Source organism: uncultured Shewanella sp., assembly GCF_947501665.1.
Taxonomy (GTDB): domain Bacteria; phylum Pseudomonadota; class Gammaproteobacteria; order Enterobacterales; family Shewanellaceae; genus Shewanella.
In genome coordinates this window covers 14,433-34,946 of the sequence record NZ_CANMWS010000043.1, presented here as the reverse complement: position 1 = coordinate 34,946, position 20,514 = coordinate 14,433, and the positions used below count along the sequence as shown (strand labels likewise).

Here is a 20,514-nt window from a genome sequence, read left to right as displayed (position 1 = left end):
CAACACGCTTCACTAAATAGAAACGGGTTTTTCGTTCAGCTAACGTCACAAAAACTCCTGTCCCTCGCTTGCCAATGACCGTGTCGGCTTCCCAGTCACCCAGCCGCTTTCTGCTATCGACGCTCTCTGGACGCTCATCAATGGATACCGCATTAACAATCGGACTGCGGCGTTTTTTATACTTTCCTTTACGGTACTTTTTATGTCCTTGCCTAAGGTGCGTGTAAAGTGTTCCACCATTGGCTTTATCCTGAGCGACATATTGATAAATCCATTCATGCGAGACAGGAATATCTATCTTATTGGCAATATGACTAATTTGCTCTGGGCTCCATTGCTGCTCAAGCATCCACTCGGTGAAAATCACGGCGCATTGGCTGACTGTATATTTCGCTGCATTTTGCCTTCTCTGCGTTGCGAAAACCTGTGCTTGCTTAGGCTCATAACCCTGCCCAGAACAATTTCTTGCCAGCTCTCGACTAATTGTTGCAGGATGAACATTTAACACTCGGGCAATGGCTGCTTTTGAATGTTCTTTAGCAAGTAATGCTGAAATCTGGTATCTTTTTCCTTCGGTCAACTGTTGGTAGCTCATGGTAATTCCGCTTTGATTTTGGCGATGAAAAGCATACCACTACCAGCAGTTGGCTCTCCACCATCTGATCATCCATGAGTATTGCACTTATTATATGAATTTAGGTTTAAGTTATTTCAATAGGGAGTGGCAGTTAACGTTGTGTATCGTCAAATGAGCTATGATTGATGAAAACCATGAGATTATGGCGCTATTATTTTAAAATAATATTGGTATTACTCTTTTTTATAGGATTGATTCTTTCTAATTCACATTTTCTAAATTGAGAGGCTTGGTATAACGAATAGGGGGTACCGATATCAAACCAATAGCCTTGATGTTGCCTGTGGGCGATGTGCATTGTGTTTAATAATTCGCTTTCAGTCTTGTCTTTAAGGTTGATTTTTTTACTTACTATATATGGTGCAATAAGAATATTTTGATCGCTTTTATTTAGTTGGTCATACCGGTATGACATTGTTTTTAAATTGAAAATACCTAACTTTTGTTTAGTTTTTACTTTATGGCAGCTAAATAAATTAATTGCTATATCACATGGGGTTGACTCAAATAATTTTATACTTTTGTCAATACTTACATTGGAGTAGTTATCACAGGGTAGCAGGACAACATTTGAAGAAAGCGTGAGGGTCTTTTTTAAATAAGTCAGGGCTGAGAACATGTCAAATACTGTTGAATCGTCTTGTATGATAACTTTATGTTGGCTTTTATTTAACGCATCAGCATTATTTTCATTCGCAATGATATATATTTCATCAATGTGAGATGAGCGTTCTAATTTTTCAATGGCATATTTAAATACGGGTCTATCAAAAACAGGAATAAATGGCTTAGTGATATATTGTGATATTTCACCGAGTCTTTCGCCTTTTCCTCCACAGCATAATACACCAACATATTTTGGATTATTCATTCTCATTTTTCTATATGTAATCCAATATCCATGCGTTGAAGATTAAATTTTTTACAAAATATATCATCACAGTGATTTTTTTCACCGACAGCTAAAATATACCCACCGGATCCAGCCCCCATCAGTTTTGCCCCCCAGCAGCCATTTGATTTAGCATAATTAAGGAGTTCATTTAGGTTTTCTGGTGCAATAAGGGGATTAGTCAATCGTTTTAGTTTCCAAGACTCCCAGATCATCTCACCTAGTAACTTTATTTTGGGTTTCATGTTTTTTAATTCAGAGGCGAATGTATTTGCCAGTATGGTTAATTCTGAAAAGTAGGCAGTACTTTCATTAATACTATTAATGAGATGAGATTGAAGCTTTGTACCAGTATGATGTCTTTTTCCATAATAGTAAACAGAGATAAATTGAAATAATGTTGAGAGCGCTGAAGACGGGATAATATTGACTGTAATGTGATTTAGATTGTAATTCACATGAATACTGTTTCTGTAAGAAGCGGTAATATGATCTTGCCAGCCGACGATATTGCCAGAGCGTAACTCAAGATCTCTGGCATAGTTGGCGATATCAAACTTGTTCATTTTTTTAAGGTGGATATTATTATTCAGCTCCGCAATTGCGACATATATACTAGAAGACGTGCCTAATCCAGAGCCAATAGCGATCCCTCCCATGCTTTGAATACTAAAATGTTCGGGATCAGCAAAATATTTTGATGTCAGTGGATTATGAGCTCTTTGTTTGTGTGGGTGATGCTCGACTTGGATGTATTTGTTTATACATGTTGAAACTGTTGCGCCTGTACCCACTTGCTCCCAAACTTCAGGAAAATCGGTACCACCGCCTACAAATCCAATTCTCAGTGGTATTTGGGCTTTCATTAAATCCATATAGTCTCCAATATTCGTTTATTCATTAATTTGACTCTATTAGGGTTTTTTATGTTTTATTCCTTTTAAAACGAAAATGAGATTTTTACGCTATAAAAGAGAGGAAGGGTTGAGCATGTTGAATGCGGTTAGGATCCATCAAAGTATTTATTAATAATCGGCTCAAGGTTCATTGCTGGTGTTTTATTGGTATTTTTTCGTATATAAAAGTCATCGGCCCATACAAGAGCGGCATAATGTTTAAATAAGGATAAAATATGCGTATTGAGCTGTAAAAAATGTGTTGTATTAGCCAGTTCTTCTAATAATAAGTATACAAATAAAGAGGTTGAACGAAATGTCTGAATGTCATGGCATCGATTTAATGCTTCTAAAAGGTCGTTTAATAACAGGCGACTACATTCATCAATTCTGTGGTCGGTAGATACTGTTTTTATTTGTTCAGTAAGGGTGTTAGGCGATAATATATCGTTAATGGTGAGTTTTGTTATTCCAAGTACTCTATGTTCAATTAATGCCTTTGTTGAGTAACCATTGACTCCTTGTTCTCTCAGGCGATTTCTTAACTCTTTTCTTTTTACTTCTCGCCTGTCGGGGTAGAGTCGTAAATCTAAATCACAATGTCGGTCGAATTCTATGGAATGCATCAATGCATTTTGGAATCTATTCACATTCATCGATTCAGTTGAAAACTGGATCGAATGGAATTGACTCTGTTTATAACCTTCTTCGATATTTTTTAACCATAAAGTAAATTTTTCACGAGATAATGTTTTTGATTTAAGTGGAACAAGCTTTTTCGATTGAATGAGTTGCTGAATTTTAACCTTGATCTTGAGCCGATAATTTTTAATTGCTCTTAAAAAATCCTCAGTAACATTAGTGCTTGATAATTCATTAAACTGACCAAACACACTTTCTTGTATTTTATTTAAAGCGGTATTATCTAGTTCGACACTTTTGGAAGGGAAGTTATTTTCGGTTATGGGATGAAAAGCTAAAATTAAACAACTTCGCATAGCATTGTTTGATGTATTTCGATAACGGTGGTGTGGTACACGCGTTGCGTCAAAAATTACCGTCATTGGTCGTTCATCACTCATCTCAACTGGGTAGGGGGATTTATCAAGATATTTATTGAACAATATTTCATTGGCAATTTCTTCAGCGGTATCAAAGTTTGCACCATGCTCAGTATCTATCTGGCGAACTAAATGATGTGCTCTGGAGATTAACACCATGTTTTGACCGTTTGGCCCTTTTGTGGTGCCCTTTTGCCACATGAGTATAATTTTAAACTCTTTTCCAAATAAGGTATCGTCGAGATGAACCCCATTATCCCGTACCGTGGTTTTCATAGGTTTGGCATCTTTTCCTCTGATATCAATCAGTCTTATCGGAGTGCCCAATTGATAAGCTATAAGGAGAATGAGCAAGGGATGAAATAAAGCATCATTGAATTGTGCATTCACTAAGAAGTTTTTCATGTATTGAAAATTTTTAAAGGTATGTCCTGCAGGGCTACTTTTCATCTTGCTTAATGCATCATCATAAGCATTGACTAAATATCCAAATGACTTTTCTGTGACAAAATCACGAAATGCTAGGGCGCCTTCTTTACTCAGTGATTGACTGAGGGTAAGAAAATCCTCTGAGCTTTCACCTAGCATGGTTAAGATTTTTTCTCTAAATTGGACAGTTTTGGCATCATTTTGTAACGCTTTGTACTTTTTGATTTCATTTGAGTTAAGTGATGATAAAGGAACCAGCTTGGGAATATTCCGTGGTTTAATTAAAAAACCAGTTAGTTTATGAGTCACTTTTTGGGTTGTGCTACTAGCAAAGAATATTTTTTTTGACATTCATTGTTCCTTATTGAAGGTATTTTTCGTCATGCTAAATTTAATAACATCGTGTTTTTCGTAGCGAAGGGGCGCAGAGTCGATGTTACTTGGATATATATCAAAAGTGCATAAACTGAACCATGTTGATAAAAGAAATATAAAAATAGAAGGTATAGAAAATAAATAATATTTATCAGTTTGTTACTGTGGCCATGTTTGAAGGGGAGGAGAGCAAAGAAATTGATTTTTTATTATTATGTTGAGTGAAGAGGTCGATAACAACCAAGTGCTGGACTCATGTGGAGGTATTTGACGAAAAATGAGCTTATTAAGATACTGGTGGACACTTACCTTAGAGCAATCATCAATATGCTAAGGTATTTTGTCTTAGCATATTGATGATTGCATCATTTCTCGCTTCTTGCTTATCCATAAAGATGATTACCGTCATTTGCTGCTGACTTCAATGGTGGCTGGTATTTGATAGTCATTGGTATTCACTGAAATGGCATGGTTGCTCTGGTTATTGAATTAGTGTTTTATATTATAAAACAACTATTTTAAAGCAATGAGTTGTTAGTTTATCTTGAAGCCATAAGTTGTTTTTAAATCTAGTCAGTCGTTTAAGTTATCGTTTAGCATCCTGAAAGGGGATCTTGTTGCAATTGAAAAAGCTGTTAAACCTTCAACGGTCAACTTGCATAATGGATTTTGATGAAAATACTTTTTATTACGGACAATATTTTAAGAGTTGCTCTCATCTTTGTATGGCTGAGATGGCAAGATTCTTTGTGAATTTAAGATGAGATGCTAACGTTCAGATTGATAACAATCTGCTCTATCTTTACTTATTACAAATTGCATTAACTGCATGTAACGAGCTTTAAAACCACCAGCACAACTCAACAGATAGTAACGCCACATACGATAAAAGCGTTTATCGTATGTGGCGCTTAATGTTGGATAACTTTCTATAAAATTATCATGCCAAGCCATGAGTGTTTTCGCATAATCGGGTCCAAAGTTATGGATGTCTTCAATGACGAATAGTCCTTCTGCCGCTTTTGATAATTGTGATACAGAAGGGAGTACCCCGTTGACAAAAATATATTTATTGATCCAGGGGTCGCAGGCTGTATTGCTGGTATTATCGACAATAGTATGTAATACGGCTAAACCTTGCGGTGCTAAACAATCATCCACTTTTTTCATAAATTGTCGATAATTTTTATACCCAACGTGCTCTAACATTCCTACTGATACAATGCGATCATAACGTTCATTCAAATCTCGATAATCTTGTAGTTTGAAACAGATATCGAGATGTTTATATTTTTCTACCGCATATTCAAATTGAGCACTTGATATAGTGATGCCAGTAACTGACACAGAAAAATGTTCCGCCGCATAGGCCGCTAATCCCCCCCAGCCACAACCTATATCCAATAATTTCATGCCTGGTTCGAGTTTTAATTTACGACACAATAAATTCAGTTTGGCATCTTGTGCTTGTTGTAATGTTTGGGCTTTTTGCCAATAACCACAGCTATAAGCCATGGATTTTCCCAACATTTTTTCAAATAAATCATTACCGATATTATAATGCTGTTTTGCTACTGCAAATGCTCGTATGGCCGTTTGTAAATTGATATATCGGGTGATCAAGAATGGCCATAGTAAGCTAAGGCGGTTTTTGACATGCCGCTCCAGTTTAGCTTGTAATAATTTTTCAATAAATAAATCAATACGTTCACACTCCCACCAACCTTCCATATACGCTTCGCCTAAACCTAAATTTCCTTTATGTAGGACTCGACGATAAAATTTGGGATTGTTAACTTGAATATCATAAGGTTGGTTGCCATTAACACGAATGCCACTAGGTTTAATCAGTGACTCAAATAGTGTTTTAGCTGCCAAGTGACGTTGCTTAACAATCACTTGTTCTGATGAGGGAAGACCAGGTTCATTGAGATTCAACATAGGGCAATCAATCCTTTCAAAGTGCTTACTTTTCGATGATATTAATGTAAAATATCGTTTAAAATCTCAGCAATCGCAACTTTATCCGTTAAACCACCATACACGCCATGAAACTCTCCAGTTAATCTATTTTGGCAAAATTGTCGTGCAATTGCTTCGGGTTGATGTATTAACATAAGTGCGGCTTGCCATGCTAATGCTAATTTGTTGGCCAAAATACGTGAATATGATGATAAGGGAGCTTGATCCAATTGAATTTGAGTTATTTGTTTTTCTATTGTGTTTAGATACGTATCAAATAGCGCTAGCTTTCCCTTACTTTGACTCAGGTAGCAAAGAAATGTTTGGATCATGTCTGGCTCTTTTAATAATATTCGTAAGAGATCTAAGCACTGTACATTAGCGCTACCTTCCCACAATGAGTTGACCGGGGCTTCACGGTATAGGCGTGGTAAAATCGATTCTTCAATATAGCCTCCACCACCTAAACATTCGGCAGCTTCGGTGATGAGTAATGAGGCTCGTTTGCAGATCCAATATTTTCCTAGGCAACAGCCTATACGAAATAGTTGCTGCTCAGTTTTATCTTGTGGATCGTCTAAACACTTTGCCAACCGCATGCCGATTAATAATGCAGCGTTGCTATCTAATGCCATATCCGCGAGTACATTTCGCATTATTGGCTGATCAATGAGGTATCGCTGTTTGATACTTCGATGCTGACAATGATGATAGGCCTGAACAAGGCTTTGGCGCATCAGTGCCGCCGAGCCCAAAATACAATCAAATCGAGTAAGGTTAACCATTTTCATTATGGTGTTAATCCCTTGACCAGGCTGAGATAATAAGTAAGCCTGACTCTGATCAAATTCAACTTCTGAAGAAGCATTACTGCGGTTGCCTAATTTATCTTTGAGGCGTTGTATTTGAAAATTATTGTGTTGCTTGCTCTCTAACCACCTAGGTAGCAAAAAGCAGGATAATCCTTGATCTAAATTTGCTAAGACTAAAAAAGCATCAGACATAGGTGCTGAACAAAACCATTTATGTCCGGTAATATGGTAGCTCTCGTTTTTAGTATAGTGTCGTTTGGCTATGCTAGTATTTGATTTTACATCACTCCCCCCTTGTTTTTCTGTCATAGCCATGCCAATGGTAATCCCTTTTTTTTGTGCTAGTGGTAAGGTGCGAGGGTCATATTGGTTAGATAATAGTTTTGTGTACCATTGTGGATCAGGTTGTTTACTATTGACTAAGACGGCGGCACTGGCGAAAGTCATGGTAATGGGACAAGCTGTTCCAGCTTCGGCTTGAGCGTGTAAATAGAATAGCGCAGCTCTCATATTGTGTGCCCCTTTTCGGGGTTCTGTCCAAGGTAAATTATGTAAGCGGTATTTTACTGCTTGTTCCATAATGTGATGGTAGGCTGGATGATAGTAAACTTCATCGATGCGATGTCCAAAACGATCAAAATTGCGAAGTTCAGGTGTATATCGATTGGCTTCAAAGCCCCACTCAAACATTTGTCCACCGACTAAGCCTCCATATTCTTGTAGTTGTTTGAATCCCCAGTCAGATTGGTAGTGTTTTAATTGTCGTTGCAGTAAGGGATCGGTAAGAAAAGCATTATAAGGGGTTAAAGGTGGTGCTTGGTTAAACACGGTATGGGTTGTATTTTGTGACATCGATTTCACCTGAGCCACTCCTAAGGATAGATGTGAAGGTTTAGTGTTAAAGGCGCATGAACCTATGAATACTAAAGTTTAGTGCAATCATAAAAAATAATTTTAATATTTTAGATCTTAATAGATTTAGTATTAGCGAGTTGTGTTCTTTGAGCAGTGATAATGTGTCCTGATTACCCATAAAGCTCAGCCATACTCAAATACTTCTGTGGCATGGGAGGTGTTCTGAGTGCAACATACATAAATCGCGGTAACATGTCTTCAAGTGAAAACCGTCGATTAAAGCGATAACAATATTCAGCTAAATATCGGGGTAAGTGTCTAGGATTGATAGAATGATAAGTCCCTGTAATGGCATTCTTTACATTCACTATCATCGTATTGACCCAAATGAATTGCTGTTTTGTCACACTTTTTGGTCCGCCACCTGTCACAATGCTGAAATGCTCGCATTCCGCGTCTTTAACGGCACTAAAGCAAGCGAGTCCACCAGATACGACGGTACTTCCTTTAGATAAATGTGTTTTTGCCCAACGGGCTACCTCGGTTAAACGGAATCCTTTTACGACATTAAAGTTCATATACTGAGGATGACCTTCACTATTTGTTGATACTGCTGCTATAAAAGGCAATTTATTGTCTGAACCACGGCCTCGTTTTCCACCATGACGCTCATCGCCATAATACACATCATCAACTTGAACAATACTCGATAATTGGCGTTTATCATCTCGCTCTTTCATCACTTGCATGATTTTTTGTTTCACACGCCAAGCTGTATTATAAGACACGCCTATTTGACGTTTAAGTGATAAAGCTGAAATACCGACTTTCGACTGAACAATTAAATGCACACTTAAAAACCAGATAGTTAAGGGAAGCTTTGAATGTTCAAATATCGTATTGGTTGTTAATGATGTTTGGTGATGACAACGGTTGCACTGATAAATTTTTCTGGATTTTAACGTGCAGTAACTTTGTGAAGAACATTCAGGACAAATAAAACCAGTAGGCCATTTCCAATTAAACAACGCCTTTACACATTGCTCCTCAGTGCCATAATGTTTGAATAATGTTAATAAACTATACCCAAGCTGATGCTGAATTTTACTTTTAGCCATGACTATTCTCCATAGTAAGCACTACTCTGAATGTAGCCCATATTGCAAAAATTTTTATAGCTGAAACTTGTAGGTAATCAGGTATATTTTTATTCTCGATTATTGTTATTTAGGAGAGTCAGATATTAATATCTGGGCGGGTTATCCCTGTTAAGCACTGGATAAAAACGAAGAGTCATTAACAAGCATCAAAAGCTGGACCGCTGAAGTGACAAGGGAGTTTAGTGATTTTACTCGTGATGAGTGTTTATTAAATAACCATCTCATAACGCGGTCCTGCTTTTTATCGTTTGCTTTAAAATAACCAGAATATTAAAAATAGTCGGAGATAATAATGAAAACGTTAGGGATGGGCTCAGTACTAATACTGCTCACAGCGTCTGTAAGTGCGGGTGAAGCACTTGATATTTGTCTGGTCACGGGGACACCAACAACAGAGATAAAGTATGAAAAAATTCAGCAGATTAAAATAGGCAAAGGCATTTATGGTAGTGTCACTGATATCTTATTAGCCTTCGCTGATGAAGCGAACGCCTTGGGAGCGAATGCTGTCGTCAATTATATTGGCTCACAACGTTTTGGTTTCTGGCCTTGGCGTTTTGTTCGTCCTGTCGTAAGAGGTGAGGCAGTAAAACTGCATCTTGAAAACGGTAAAACATGTCAGGATATCGGTGGCGCAACAGTCAAAAGGGTGATTGGAACCAATAAAGAGCCTCACCTTATTTAAAGCTATCCCTTTTATTTCAAGCAAGGTAAAGTCGCAATATTAATGATTCATTTTATTGCTGGGTTAATAGTAAGAGTTGATTGCTATGGATTGGTCATAATCAATAGTGTTCGCCAATGGCAACACTAATTTTAATATCGATACCCATATAAAATGCAGTTAATAGATTTAACATAAAATAACGGATCCCCAATAGTGAGAATTGACATGATAGATTGGAAATCGCTTACCCAGATTGTGTGGTTATTTGTCGCGGTGCATTTTAGCCCGTTGTCCCATGCGGAAGTTATTTGGATTGATGTGCGAAGCCAAGCAGAATATGATGTTGACAATATCGAAGGGGATATTCGTATTACCCATGATAATATTGTTCAAGGTGTGAGTGACATTTCTCTAGAGAAAAATGCAACCATTTATTTGTATTGCCGAAGTGGGAGACGCGCGGGAATAGCCATGTTAGCGTTACAGGAAGCTGGGTATACTCAGGTATCAAATAAAGGCGGTATGAGTGATGTGCGTGAAGCTCGAGGTCTTATTGAGTGAGTGGGATCATTGAGAGAAATCATGATGTACTTAGCATTTTTCATTATGTCTATTGATTGAAGATTATTTTATTGGCTAACTTGATGCTCCAGAGCACCAAAAGTCTTATGCTAAGACTGCCTAGTGAACAGTTAAATATAAGGGCCATGCGTTGCAATTGGTATTTCCATTGTTTACCTTCTTATTGATTGGTGACTCCTTAATTAATGGTGCTTTTATTAATAAAATTTAATTGCTGTTGATGACATTATAGACTAATGAGTTGTTCTGGAAGTGATTGGTATCATTTATAATTGGTTTAGATTTTTACCGTTAAATAATTAATTACACATGAAATGTTTCGTTATTAGTTTAAAAACTGCTACCAAAAGACAAGCTCATATTAATCAAGCCTTTTTAGATCAAGGGATCCCTTTTGAGTTTTTTGATGCCACAACACCAGCAACCAATGAAGCAGAAGCATTGCGTTTAAATCTTGCTATCGAAAATACTTTACTTAGTCAGTCTGAGATATCTTGTTTGTTAAGTCATATTGCTGTTTTACAAGAAATTATCGATAGTTCTATTCCTTATGCAGCCATATTTGAAGATGATATTCATCTTGGTAAAGGTGCGAATAGGTTCCTATGTGATGATAATTGGATCCCGTCTGCTATGGGGATGATTAAGATTGAAAGGTTTAATCATATTGCAAGAGGGCAGTTTAGAAGCGCAATAAAACTGGATTCTACAACTGAGTTATTTAAGCTTAAAGGTCGTCATTTAGGTGCTGCGGGTTACATTGTGAGTCTAAGTATGGCAAAACAGTTAATGAGTGAAGTGCTTCAATATGAGTCAATAGGTGCCATAGATAAAATTATTTTTGAAGACTTAATTATTAATAAAAAGGTCGATGTATTTCAGATGCAACCGGCTATTTGTTCGCAAGACAATATTTTTAATGCGCACAATACTACGCTTCATAGTAGTTTGAATGCTGATAGGGTTCTACCAAAAAAGCAGAAGATCAGTTTATTTAAAAAATGTAAGCGTGAATTTGATCGTGCGATTAGCCGCCGAATCGATTTTATGTCGTTTCAAGGATAATGTTGCTGACTTGTGAGTGTAAGAGCTGCAAATAATCTGTCATTATATTATTTTTTCTAGCAGAAGCTAATGACAAAAATGATGTTAAAGCGGTATGAATAGTCATCATTTCGCTTTGAAGTCTCTGAGCTGATGTTGTGCGGTCGCAGGCTGACTTTCCATTTTTTCGATAAGTGAATAACTAAACCGTACTTTATTTTTATTGGATTAATTAAAAACGTTACCGCTGTTTATTCACATCCCTGTGAGCACGACATTTGTTCATCCGTAAACATCAGATGGAGGAGATAGAGGATGTCTGGAACCCAAGCTGACGACGCCATGGATGGATGGAGGAGATAGGACGACGTCTGGAACCCAAGCCGAGAATAACAACACAATATCCGTTTTGTTTTGTATAATACCCTCATCAATCGTAGATTTTTATGGTGTTAATAAGGCTAAATCTACGCCAGTTTTATCATTACTCATAGAGACTAACGTTTTGAAACGCTTAATATTGTTATTATCGAAAAAGAGTGTCTGAGTTAAAGTATTATAATGCTCCATATCAGTGACAAGAAATATTAATACAAAATCCCATTCACCGGTTACATAATAAACTTGTTGAATAAAAGGACAATTCTTAAAACTTTTTCTTGTTGCGTCTAAATCATGCAGTTGCTCGTTTTCGACTTCAACATTAGCAATAATGGTTAATCTTAAATCCAGTGCTTTTGGATTTAACAGTGCAGTATATTTAGTGATCACACCTGCAGCTTTTAATTTTTTTAATCTTCGATTTACCGCCGCAGTTGATAAGTTGACTAATTCTCCTAACTCACTTTGCGGTATGCGAGCATCACGCTGAATAATATGTAACAACTTCAAGTCATAATCATCAAGTGTATTAGACATTATCTATCAACCCTATATAAACGCAATAATATTGCGTTTATATTAATTAATATCAGAAAATTTACTAGGGTTGGTGGAATATAATTTATTACCTAAATACCTGTGATGCTTTATCGTGAATGATAAAACACGCTGATGATTTATCTTGATTTGAGGAAAATTGATGTTACTGAGTAATGAAGCTGTCAAACGTTGTGATTATCCATCGCAATTAAAATCGATTCTTAATATGAAAGCGGTAGAAAATAGCCGCAGGTTATTGGCTTCTTGGGAATACATCACCCCGTTCACGCCTATTTGGTCTTTACCGCAATTAGCCGATGCATTAGGAGTTGCTCAAGTCAGTGTTAAAGATGAATCTAAACGATCTCGACTGGGAAGCTTTAAAGTGTTAGGTGCTCCGAATGCGTTAGTGCAATTAGTTCAACGGTGTTTTCCTTCCTGTATTTCTGAGGACATACTCACAGGGAGATATGCAGAATTATTGAAGACATTCACCGTTATCAGTGCAACTGATGGTAATCACGGTTGCTCTCTTGCTGCAGCTGCCCAATCAATCGGTTGTTTATGTGTCATTGTTATTCATGCTAATGTGAGTCAAGAACGAGAAAATGCTATTAGTGAGTGTGGTGCAACAGTTATTCGAACTGACGGTAATTATGACCAATCTGTTGAAGAGGCGCAGCAATTAGCTCAAGATAATCATTGGCATGTGGTATCGGATACCTCTTATGAAGGTTATGAGCTTATTCCTGCTGATGTGATGCAAGGCTACGGAATTCTATCCGCCGAGGTGGTTGAACAACTTAAGTCTAGCCCACTGGTGACCCATGTTTTTATACAAGGAGGAGTTGGAGGGTTAGCAGCAGGAGTGATCAGTTACCTATGGGAATTTTATCAAACAGAAAGGCCTTTTTTTATTCTTGTTGAACCCGAGCAGGCGGATTGTCTTTATCAAAGTGCGACTCATCGCAAAGCAAGTGAGGCAACTGGGAGGGTTGACTCTTTGATGGCGGGTTTAGCATGCGGGAAAACCTCTCCCTTAGCTTGGCAGTTTTTGGCTTCCTCAGTGGATTATTTTATGCTCATTAAAGATGAAGATGCAAAAAAAGCCATGAGATGTTTGGCTGCTGGAGGGGAGCAAGATATTCCTATTGTTGCTGGAGAGTCGGGTGCTGCAGGGGTGGCGGGATTGATGGTATTGGATGAGTACCAAAAGCAGTCTTTGAATATAGATGAATGTTCACATGTGCTGTTTTTTAATACCGAAGGGGCTACGGCACCGAATATTTACAGAGGAATTATTGGTGAAGATGACAAATGCATTGTCAGCCATCAAGAAAGTTGGTTAGAGCGGTATTCGTAATAGGGAGCATGTTTGAAGTGAAGGCACCTTACTGCCTGCTTGTTAGGTAGTAATAGATAAATAGCCATTATTTATTCATCTAAAATTGGGAAAATGAGTGTTAAAAATTGCTGTTATTTAATTTAAAAGCAATACCTTCATTATCAGATTATTTATTTTTACATTTTGCTTAATGCCAACATTTTTGTCGATATCAAGGCGAGATGAGGTGGAGCTAGGTATTCCGAGTTTAGGTTGATTATCCAAAATTTAGGGCAAGGAAGTCTGAATGGATCATGATGGTCATTTTGACAAAAATTAAAGACCTTACTTAGAATCAATTTGAAAAAGTTTTAGTTCTTGAGGGTGATACTTGTTACTAAAAGTTTGGAGGTAGTGCTCTAATTCATCGGCTAAATCTGATGCTTTCAGAGCATGATGTTGAAGATGATAACCGTGGTGGTATTCATATTCTAAATATATGGCGAGATGATATCCAATTAATGCGATTTTATCGGTCAGTATTTTTGGTAATTGTTTATCACTGAGGACTTGTTTAACCAATGCAGCTGTCGCGCTATATATAGCAGCTTTTTCATATTCATTTTGGGCTTGCCGCGCAAGCTTTATGAGTCGTTTAAGTTTAGACACTGATATTATGATTGATTTCATTTTTAGAGGCCCACCATACAATCTTATTAAAGAAGGTAGCATAAGGTTCGAATTAGGTGAAATACTCTAATTAAATTAACATGTTGATTCTTGGTGTAATAACTTTATATTTTTGTGTTTTTATTTCTATTTGTAGTCTGGTTAGACTAAAAGATCAATATTATTTATCTGATTTTAATCTTGTAAAATAGGTGTCAATAGTTTTTTGTGTTTCATGGGAATGTACCTTAGTATTTTAGTTAAATACTTTTAATTATTGTTAAGTGTGTTATTTGTTGTGGTTATCATAGATTGTTACAAAGATTCCATCACATTATTGAGAGATTCCCTTTATATTAATGGCCATATTCTTTGTTGTCTGAGATGGGGTGAGCTTAATGCGCCGATTTAAGGGATGGCTTTTTTTGTGTGTGGTAATGAATTTGCTATTGGTTCAAAAAGTGATCGCGGATGATATGAGTGGTTTTGATAAAAAAAAGTTCGATGATGATTGTGCTCCACAAAGTCGTTTGGCAACCATAGGGATCCATTACTACGATTTTGATGGCGTGCGTCAACAAGGCACGATCACCACACTTGATACTATAGCGGGATCACTTAAACAGATTTTTAGTCGACTCTATCGAATGGAATTTCCGATTTATCACGCTGATGCGTCTTTGATCCCTGATGATGCAATTGACTCTGATATTGACAGCAGTGAAAACCTGAACAATACAGCGTCATATGCATGCCGAGTGATAACAGGTGGAGGGGATCCGTCGGTACATGCTTATGGGGGAGCCATTGATATTAACCCTAGGGAAAACCCTTATATTGGTTTCAATTTAACGGATGATCCTGATGTTAGAGTGGTAAGAGAAATCATTCCTACTGATGGCTGGAAGTACATCACTCGTGGACAATTTAGAGAGCAAAAAGATGAACATCAAGGGATTGTTGATGGTATTGTTGATGTGTTTAAAAATCATGGTATTTTGAGGTGGGGAGGGGATTGGAATAGTCCTATTGATTATATGCACTTTGAGATATATAGAGATAATGCGATATTGTTTTTAACCATGAATAAAATAGAGTCCATTCGTTATTTTAATCAATATACTGCTTTTTATCACACCTGTAAGAAAGTATTTCCACAAGAGTATAAAAAAAGGAATTTTAGTGATTTGAGCCGTGCTATTGCCAGTCATGCTGGGGATATGCCAGTAGATATTTATATTGACCGTACTCGAGGCTTTGATGAGCTGATGATGTTGTCAGGGGAGCTGCTCGATAATCCAACGCAAGAGGATTGTTTGTATGGGGCTAATACTTCACTTTATCGATATGAGCAGCCCATGACAGAGATTAATTCTGCGGTGTCTAAAATCGATGCCCTTCGCGCTATTAAACATTGATAATCAGTAGACTTTCACTGCCTGCTCGCTATATCGTTAAGTCAATATAAAATCATATACTCAGCTGTAAACAGGCTTTATATTCCCCTCACTTTTTTAGAGCCTGTTCACTTTTCATGATTAAACTCTGTTCAGATAAATGTGTTTTAATCACTGCGAGAGGGTAGATGCTTGTCAGCGCCCTCTTTTTAAACAGTGGGGCCTTCAGCCAAGAGTAAAACACCTTGAGTAGATCTTGCTTTAAAATCACCTGAACTCGGGATAAGCAGCGCCGTTAAATAGCGCTATTTTGGCCCCTATCTGTGTTGTGATTTCTGCTAATAGCGAGCTATTAGGCACGACGCCCCGCCTTGATATCGACAAACATATCGGCATTTAGCAAAAATAAAAACAATCAATGAACTTATATAATTGATTTTAAATGTATATCTTGAACTTATTAACCCGAGTTCAGGTTAAATAGTCAATAATCGGCTGCAGAAATACTCATCTAAGATCACTCTTGCATACCTGCATTCGACATATTGAGTATATTTAACTTTATTTTCATAAGCTCAGGATCCGGAATAACAGTTTAGTCTTGGGGCAAACTGTGGTATTTTGCACGGCTTTTTGGTTGGGTAGTTGAGGCGAATACGATGTTTGTTGGATTTGATTATGGTAGTGCCAATTGTTCGGTTGGCGTGATGGAAAATGAGCAATTTCGTTTATTGCCGCTATCAAAAGATTCGTCTTTTTTGAGCTCGACCTTATATGCTTTAGACAGAGAACTGATCTGTGAGGCGGTGTTAAAGGGTCTACCTCAAAGTGCACAAAGTGAATATCGTCAGCTGCGTCGAGGCCAATTGGCAAAAGCGGCTCATGCTCGTAGAGAGTTAGACTTAGCCCCCGATGAGCAAGCCGTTTTTGTGGGTGAGCAAGCCATTGAAGCTTACCTTGATATGCCGGATGAAGGTTTTTATGTGCGTTCTCCTAAATCATTTTTAGGTGCAGTGGGACTGCGGGCTGATCAAATGTCCTTGTTTGAAGATATTGTGACCTTAATGATGCAATATATTAAAGGTCAAGCCGAAATGCATTTACCTGAAGGGCAACGAATTACTAAAGCTGTGATTGGCCGCCCTGTGAACTTCCAAGGTATCGGTGGAGAGCAGAGTAATCAACAAGCCGAAGCGGTATTGCGTATTGCAGCGAAACGTGCAGGTTTTGAAGATGTGGCTTTTTTATTTGAACCTATTGCAGCAGGAATGGATTATGAAGCAAGGCTAAAAGAGAATAAAACCGTATTAGTTGTCGATGTGGGTGGGGGAACAACAGATTGCTCTGTTGTGAAAATGGGGCCTGGGCACTGTCAAAGTCAGAACCGTCATGATGATTTTCTAGGCCATAGTGGGCAAAGGATCGGGGGGAATGATCTTGATATTGCACTCTCTATGGCCGCATTTATGCCTCATTTGGGACTGGGTAGTCTGATGATGAATCAATTACCTATGCCTAATCAACCTTTTTGGAATGCCGTCGCTGTCAATGATGTGAGTGCCCAGCGGGATTTTTCAAGTTTATCGGCTCGTAAATTGATTGAGTCGCTGATTAAAGATGCCCAAGAACCTGAGCGATTATCTCGGTTATTAAAAGTGCAACAACAACAGTTAGGTTATCAGATTGTTCGTAGTGCTGAGTCGGCCAAAATTGCATTATCGAGTGATGATGATGTCACTGTTGATTTATCTTATATTGAAGTCGGTGTTAAAGCCAAGGTGAGTGAGACGCTATTTGAAAATGCTATTGATATGCCTTTATCTCGTATTGAGGCATTGATGGATGAGGCATTGGATCAAGCTAAGGCGGTACCGAAGGTCATTTATGTGACAGGTGGTACAGCGCGAAGCCCGGCTATTTATCGCAAAATTGCCAGTTTGCATCCTAATGTACCGATTGTGGTGGGCGATCATTTCTCAAGTGTAACGGCAGGCTTGACTCGTTGGGCTCATAAGATCTTTTCAGTATCGCCTTGATGCCCTTGTAATAACATCATACAATCAAAGCTTTAGTCTTTATTTGGCACAAAATTTTAATAACGAATTGGGAATAATAAGAATGATAAAGCAGTGGCAACAATTGAGGTTACTTTTTACCTTAGGTTTAGGCATATTTGTTCTTTTAGGCTGTGGGGATGATGTAGGAAAAGTCAGTTTAGGCTTATTTACCACGAAAGATGTTGTGATAGATGCTAGGCAAGATCCTAAAATACCGGGAGTGACTTGCCATATTAGCCGTATTCAAGCCGATTTGGATTTTTCTGACCCCTCCGATAGTTCGATTGCTTGTCGGCAAACCGGTCCAATAACCGCTGCAGAATTGGCCAATATCGATAAGAGTAAAAATGGTGAGATTGTTTTTAAAGCTTCGTTAAGTGTATTGTTTAAGTCACTCAAGGTGAGACGAATTTATGATGCAAAGCATCAAACATTATTGTATCTTTCTTATTCAACGAAAGAAATCAATGGCAGCTATAAGCATGCGTTATCCAGTGTTCCTCTCTATGGCACTCAAGCATGGGTAACGCCTGATATTGTGGAGCATTAGATTAAGCAAACAGTAAAGGTTAACACCGTGTTTGTTAGGCCGTTCACTCAGTTATCGAGGAGGCATTGCATTTTATGAAATTAGCATCATCAGTCAATATTGGTATTGCTTTAGGCAGTGGTGCTGCAAAAGGTTGGGCTCACATAGGGGTGCTGAACGGATTGGCTAAAATGGGGGTTCACCCCAATAAAATAGCAGGTTGTTCAATTGGCGCACTGGTTGGGGCCGCCTATGCAGGCGAACATCTTGTGGAATTAGAAAAATGGGTACGTGGTTTTTCCAGTTGGGATGTTTTACGTCTGATGGATTTAAGTTGGCGCAAAGGAGGGCTTATAGGAGGCGAGCGGGTGTTTGATGCTTGGCAAAGTCAGATGGGTGACATGAGTATTGAGCATTTGTCTCGTCCTTTTACGGCTGTGGCGACAGATCTGTATTCTGGACAAGAAATTTGGTTTAAAGAAGGGGACTTACGTCAAGCAGTGAGGGCTTCATGCTCTATGCCCGGTCTGTTATCTCCTGTGAAAATAGCGGAGCGTTGGTTAGTGGATGGCGCTGTTGTCAATCCCATTCCTGTCTCTGTTGTTCGTGCAATGGATGTAGATGTGGTGATTGCGGTGGATTTAAATGGCCAAAGCCGAGGTAAAATTTCTGGGTTACCCGTTAATATGGCCAGTGAAAAACCCACATCGGCAGAAGTGGTTGAAGCGAAAGCGCACAGTGATGAAGGTTTTTTGGATTTATTAGGTAAAGGCCGGGAATATGTGGCTAAGTTAACCGATAAACTGGCGATGGCGCGTCGCACCAATCCAAGCTTGCTGGCTGTGATGTCACAGTCTATTGATATTTTAGAGATGAGACATAAACGCACGCGGTTAATGGGTGATCCTCCTGATATTTGTGTGGTTCCTAAAATTGCTGATATTGGGCAGATGGAGTTTCATCGTGCAGAAGAAGCGATTGCTGCAGGTGAGCAAGCGGTACAAGATGTGGCTCATCTTATCGAAGCGGCTTTATTGCCTTATTGTGATAAGACTTTAATTGATAATGTTTAAATATCAATGGGTTCCTATAATTTTTGGGAACCCATACTCTAGCAATAACATATATTAGTCGTCTAATTTAACTAACATTTTTCCTTTGTTTTTACCTTCAAATAGCCCAAGAAATGCATTAGGGGCTTGATTGAGTCCATGATAGATAGTTTGTTCGGCTTGAATATCACCTTTAGCCAACCATTGGCCCATTAATGTGGTGAATTCTGGATAATGAGCCCAATGTTCAAATACAATAAATCCCTCTATTTTTAATTTCTTAGCAATAATTTGTGCTAAATTACTGGGGCCTGGGGTGGGGGTGGCATCATTGTATTGAGCTATCATGCCACAAACAGCAATTCGGCCATGATCTTTCATGTTATTGAGTGCTGCAAATAAATGCTCTCCTCCCACATTTTCAAAATAGACGTCGATTCCCTTTGGTGCGGCCTCGGCTAATGCCCTGTTAAGATCGCCACAGGTTTTGTAATTAATGATGTGCTCAATACCGAGTGTTTTTAAATGTTCGGTTTTTTCATCACTGCCCACTGAAGCAATGACATTTGCGCCCATTAGTTTTCCCAATTGACAAGCAATACTGCCAACAGCGCCAGCGGCCGCAGAGACAAATAAGGTTTCTCCTTTTTGTAATGCAGCAATATGGTTAAGTCCAGTCCAAGCTGTCATACCAGGCATGCCTATTGCACCTAAAAAGTGTGAGGGATCGATATCAACATCAGGTAAACGAGTGATATCTTCCCCTTGGCTGACGAAATGATTGCGCCAACCCAACATGCTTGATACTTTGCAGCCAACAGGAAAGTCAGGATGTTGTGATTCAATAACTTCACCAATAGCACCACCTTCTAGTGCTTTTCCTATTTGAAAAGGGGCAATATAGCTTTTTCTGTCCATCATTCGCCCTCGCATATAAGGATCCACTGACATCCAAAGGTTTTTAACAAGAAATTCCCCCGCCTGAATAGTGGGTAATGTATGTGTAGTGAGCTGAAAATTGTGTTCAGTCGGTAAGCCTTCAGGGCGAGAATGCAGTTGAATTTGCTGAGTATTCATTAGAGTCCTTTATTTTATTTGTGCGCAAATTGGTCCATGGACAATAACGCGAAATAAGACTGTGTGCAAATTATTTGTGCGCTAACTAGTTTGGGGTGTAGATTTAAGGTAATATG

General features: G+C 38.3%; 18 protein-coding genes. 8 read left to right on the top strand and 10 right to left on the bottom strand.

Annotation, left to right across the window (positions count from 1 at the left end):
• From Q0976_RS22740 to Q0976_RS22710, 7 genes are all read right to left on the bottom strand, one after another.
• Positions 1-595: IS30 family transposase (locus tag Q0976_RS22740; RefSeq protein WP_299496868.1), on the bottom strand; the 595-nt coding region annotated here is incomplete at its 3' end.
• Positions 596-788: 193 nt separating this feature from the next.
• Positions 789-1,508: a sugar phosphate nucleotidyltransferase gene (locus tag Q0976_RS22735; protein ID WP_299496866.1), complete on the bottom strand. Its 720-nt coding sequence runs from the start codon at positions 1,506-1,508 to the stop codon at positions 789-791.
• A gap of 2 nt (positions 1,509-1,510) precedes the next feature.
• Complete coding sequence (locus Q0976_RS22730) at positions 1,511-2,404, bottom strand: hypothetical protein (protein WP_299496864.1); 894 nt, start codon at positions 2,402-2,404, stop codon at positions 1,511-1,513.
• 128 nt (positions 2,405-2,532) lie between these two features.
• Positions 2,533-4,266, bottom strand: a complete 1,734-nt coding sequence (locus Q0976_RS22725) for a hypothetical protein (protein WP_299496862.1) — start codon at positions 4,264-4,266, stop codon at positions 2,533-2,535.
• Positions 4,267-5,058: 792 nt separating this feature from the next.
• Positions 5,059-6,231 carry a cyclopropane fatty acyl phospholipid synthase gene (cfa, locus tag Q0976_RS22720; RefSeq protein ID WP_299496860.1) on the bottom strand — a complete coding sequence of 391 codons (1,173 nt, stop codon included), beginning with the start codon at positions 6,229-6,231 and terminating at the stop codon, positions 5,059-5,061.
• A gap of 41 nt (positions 6,232-6,272) precedes the next feature.
• Positions 6,273-7,916 carry an acyl-CoA dehydrogenase family protein gene (locus Q0976_RS22715; protein WP_299496858.1) on the bottom strand — a complete coding sequence of 548 codons (1,644 nt, stop codon included), beginning with the start codon at positions 7,914-7,916 and terminating at the stop codon, positions 6,273-6,275.
• Between the two features lie 173 nt (positions 7,917-8,089).
• Entirely contained in the window at positions 8,090-9,037 is a 948-nt protein-coding gene (locus tag Q0976_RS22710) for an IS1595 family transposase (protein ID WP_299496856.1), read from the bottom strand.
• Positions 9,038-9,371: 334 nt separating this feature from the next.
• Between Q0976_RS22710 and Q0976_RS22705 the strand changes: the two genes are divergently transcribed.
• From Q0976_RS22705 to Q0976_RS22695, 3 genes are all read left to right on the top strand, one after another.
• Positions 9,372-9,764, top strand: a complete 393-nt coding sequence (locus Q0976_RS22705; RefSeq protein ID WP_299496854.1) for a hypothetical protein — start codon at positions 9,372-9,374, stop codon at positions 9,762-9,764.
• A 207-nt stretch (positions 9,765-9,971) separates the two neighbouring features.
• Entirely contained in the window at positions 9,972-10,307 is a 336-nt protein-coding gene (locus Q0976_RS22700) for a rhodanese-like domain-containing protein (RefSeq protein WP_299496852.1), read from the top strand.
• A 330-nt stretch (positions 10,308-10,637) separates the two neighbouring features.
• Positions 10,638-11,393 (top strand): glycosyltransferase family 25 protein, encoded by a 756-nt coding sequence (locus tag Q0976_RS22695; protein ID WP_299496849.1) that lies wholly within the window; start codon positions 10,638-10,640, stop codon positions 11,391-11,393.
• A 423-nt stretch (positions 11,394-11,816) separates the two neighbouring features.
• Here Q0976_RS22695 and Q0976_RS22690 read toward each other — a convergent pair whose 3' ends face one another.
• Positions 11,817-12,290, bottom strand: a complete 474-nt coding sequence (locus Q0976_RS22690) for an Lrp/AsnC family transcriptional regulator (RefSeq protein ID WP_299496847.1) — start codon at positions 12,288-12,290, stop codon at positions 11,817-11,819.
• 163 nt (positions 12,291-12,453) lie between these two features.
• Here Q0976_RS22690 and Q0976_RS22685 point away from each other — a divergent pair, with 163 nt between their 5' ends.
• Positions 12,454-13,656 (top strand): diaminopropionate ammonia-lyase, encoded by a 1,203-nt coding sequence (locus Q0976_RS22685; protein WP_299496845.1) that lies wholly within the window; start codon positions 12,454-12,456, stop codon positions 13,654-13,656.
• 306 nt (positions 13,657-13,962) lie between these two features.
• Here the strand turns inward: Q0976_RS22685 and Q0976_RS22680 are convergent, their stop codons facing one another.
• Positions 13,963-14,307: a hypothetical protein gene (locus tag Q0976_RS22680; protein ID WP_299496843.1), complete on the bottom strand. Its 345-nt coding sequence runs from the start codon at positions 14,305-14,307 to the stop codon at positions 13,963-13,965.
• Positions 14,308-14,684: 377 nt separating this feature from the next.
• On the opposite strand from Q0976_RS22680, the gene Q0976_RS22675 reads away from it, so the two are divergent.
• The 4 genes from Q0976_RS22675 to rssA all read left to right on the top strand — a co-directional run bounded on the left by Q0976_RS22675 (position 14,685) and on the right by rssA (position 19,342).
• A complete protein-coding gene (locus tag Q0976_RS22675; RefSeq protein WP_299496842.1) occupies positions 14,685-15,704 on the top strand; it encodes a M15 family metallopeptidase in 1,020 nt (339 codons plus the stop codon).
• Between the two features lie 638 nt (positions 15,705-16,342).
• Positions 16,343-17,719, top strand: coding sequence for a molecular chaperone (yegD, locus tag Q0976_RS22670; protein ID WP_299496840.1), 1,377 nt, complete (start codon positions 16,343-16,345; stop codon positions 17,717-17,719).
• Between the two features lie 82 nt (positions 17,720-17,801).
• Positions 17,802-18,290, top strand: a complete 489-nt coding sequence (locus Q0976_RS22665) for a CreA family protein (RefSeq protein ID WP_299496838.1) — start codon at positions 17,802-17,804, stop codon at positions 18,288-18,290.
• A 74-nt stretch (positions 18,291-18,364) separates the two neighbouring features.
• A complete protein-coding gene (gene rssA / locus Q0976_RS22660; protein WP_299496836.1) occupies positions 18,365-19,342 on the top strand; it encodes a patatin-like phospholipase RssA in 978 nt (325 codons plus the stop codon).
• A 54-nt stretch (positions 19,343-19,396) separates the two neighbouring features.
• On the opposite strand, the gene Q0976_RS22655 is transcribed toward rssA, so the two are convergent.
• Positions 19,397-20,398, bottom strand: coding sequence for an NADP-dependent oxidoreductase (locus tag Q0976_RS22655; RefSeq protein WP_299496834.1), 1,002 nt, complete (start codon positions 20,396-20,398; stop codon positions 19,397-19,399).
• Positions 20,399-20,514: the final 116 nt, after the last annotated feature.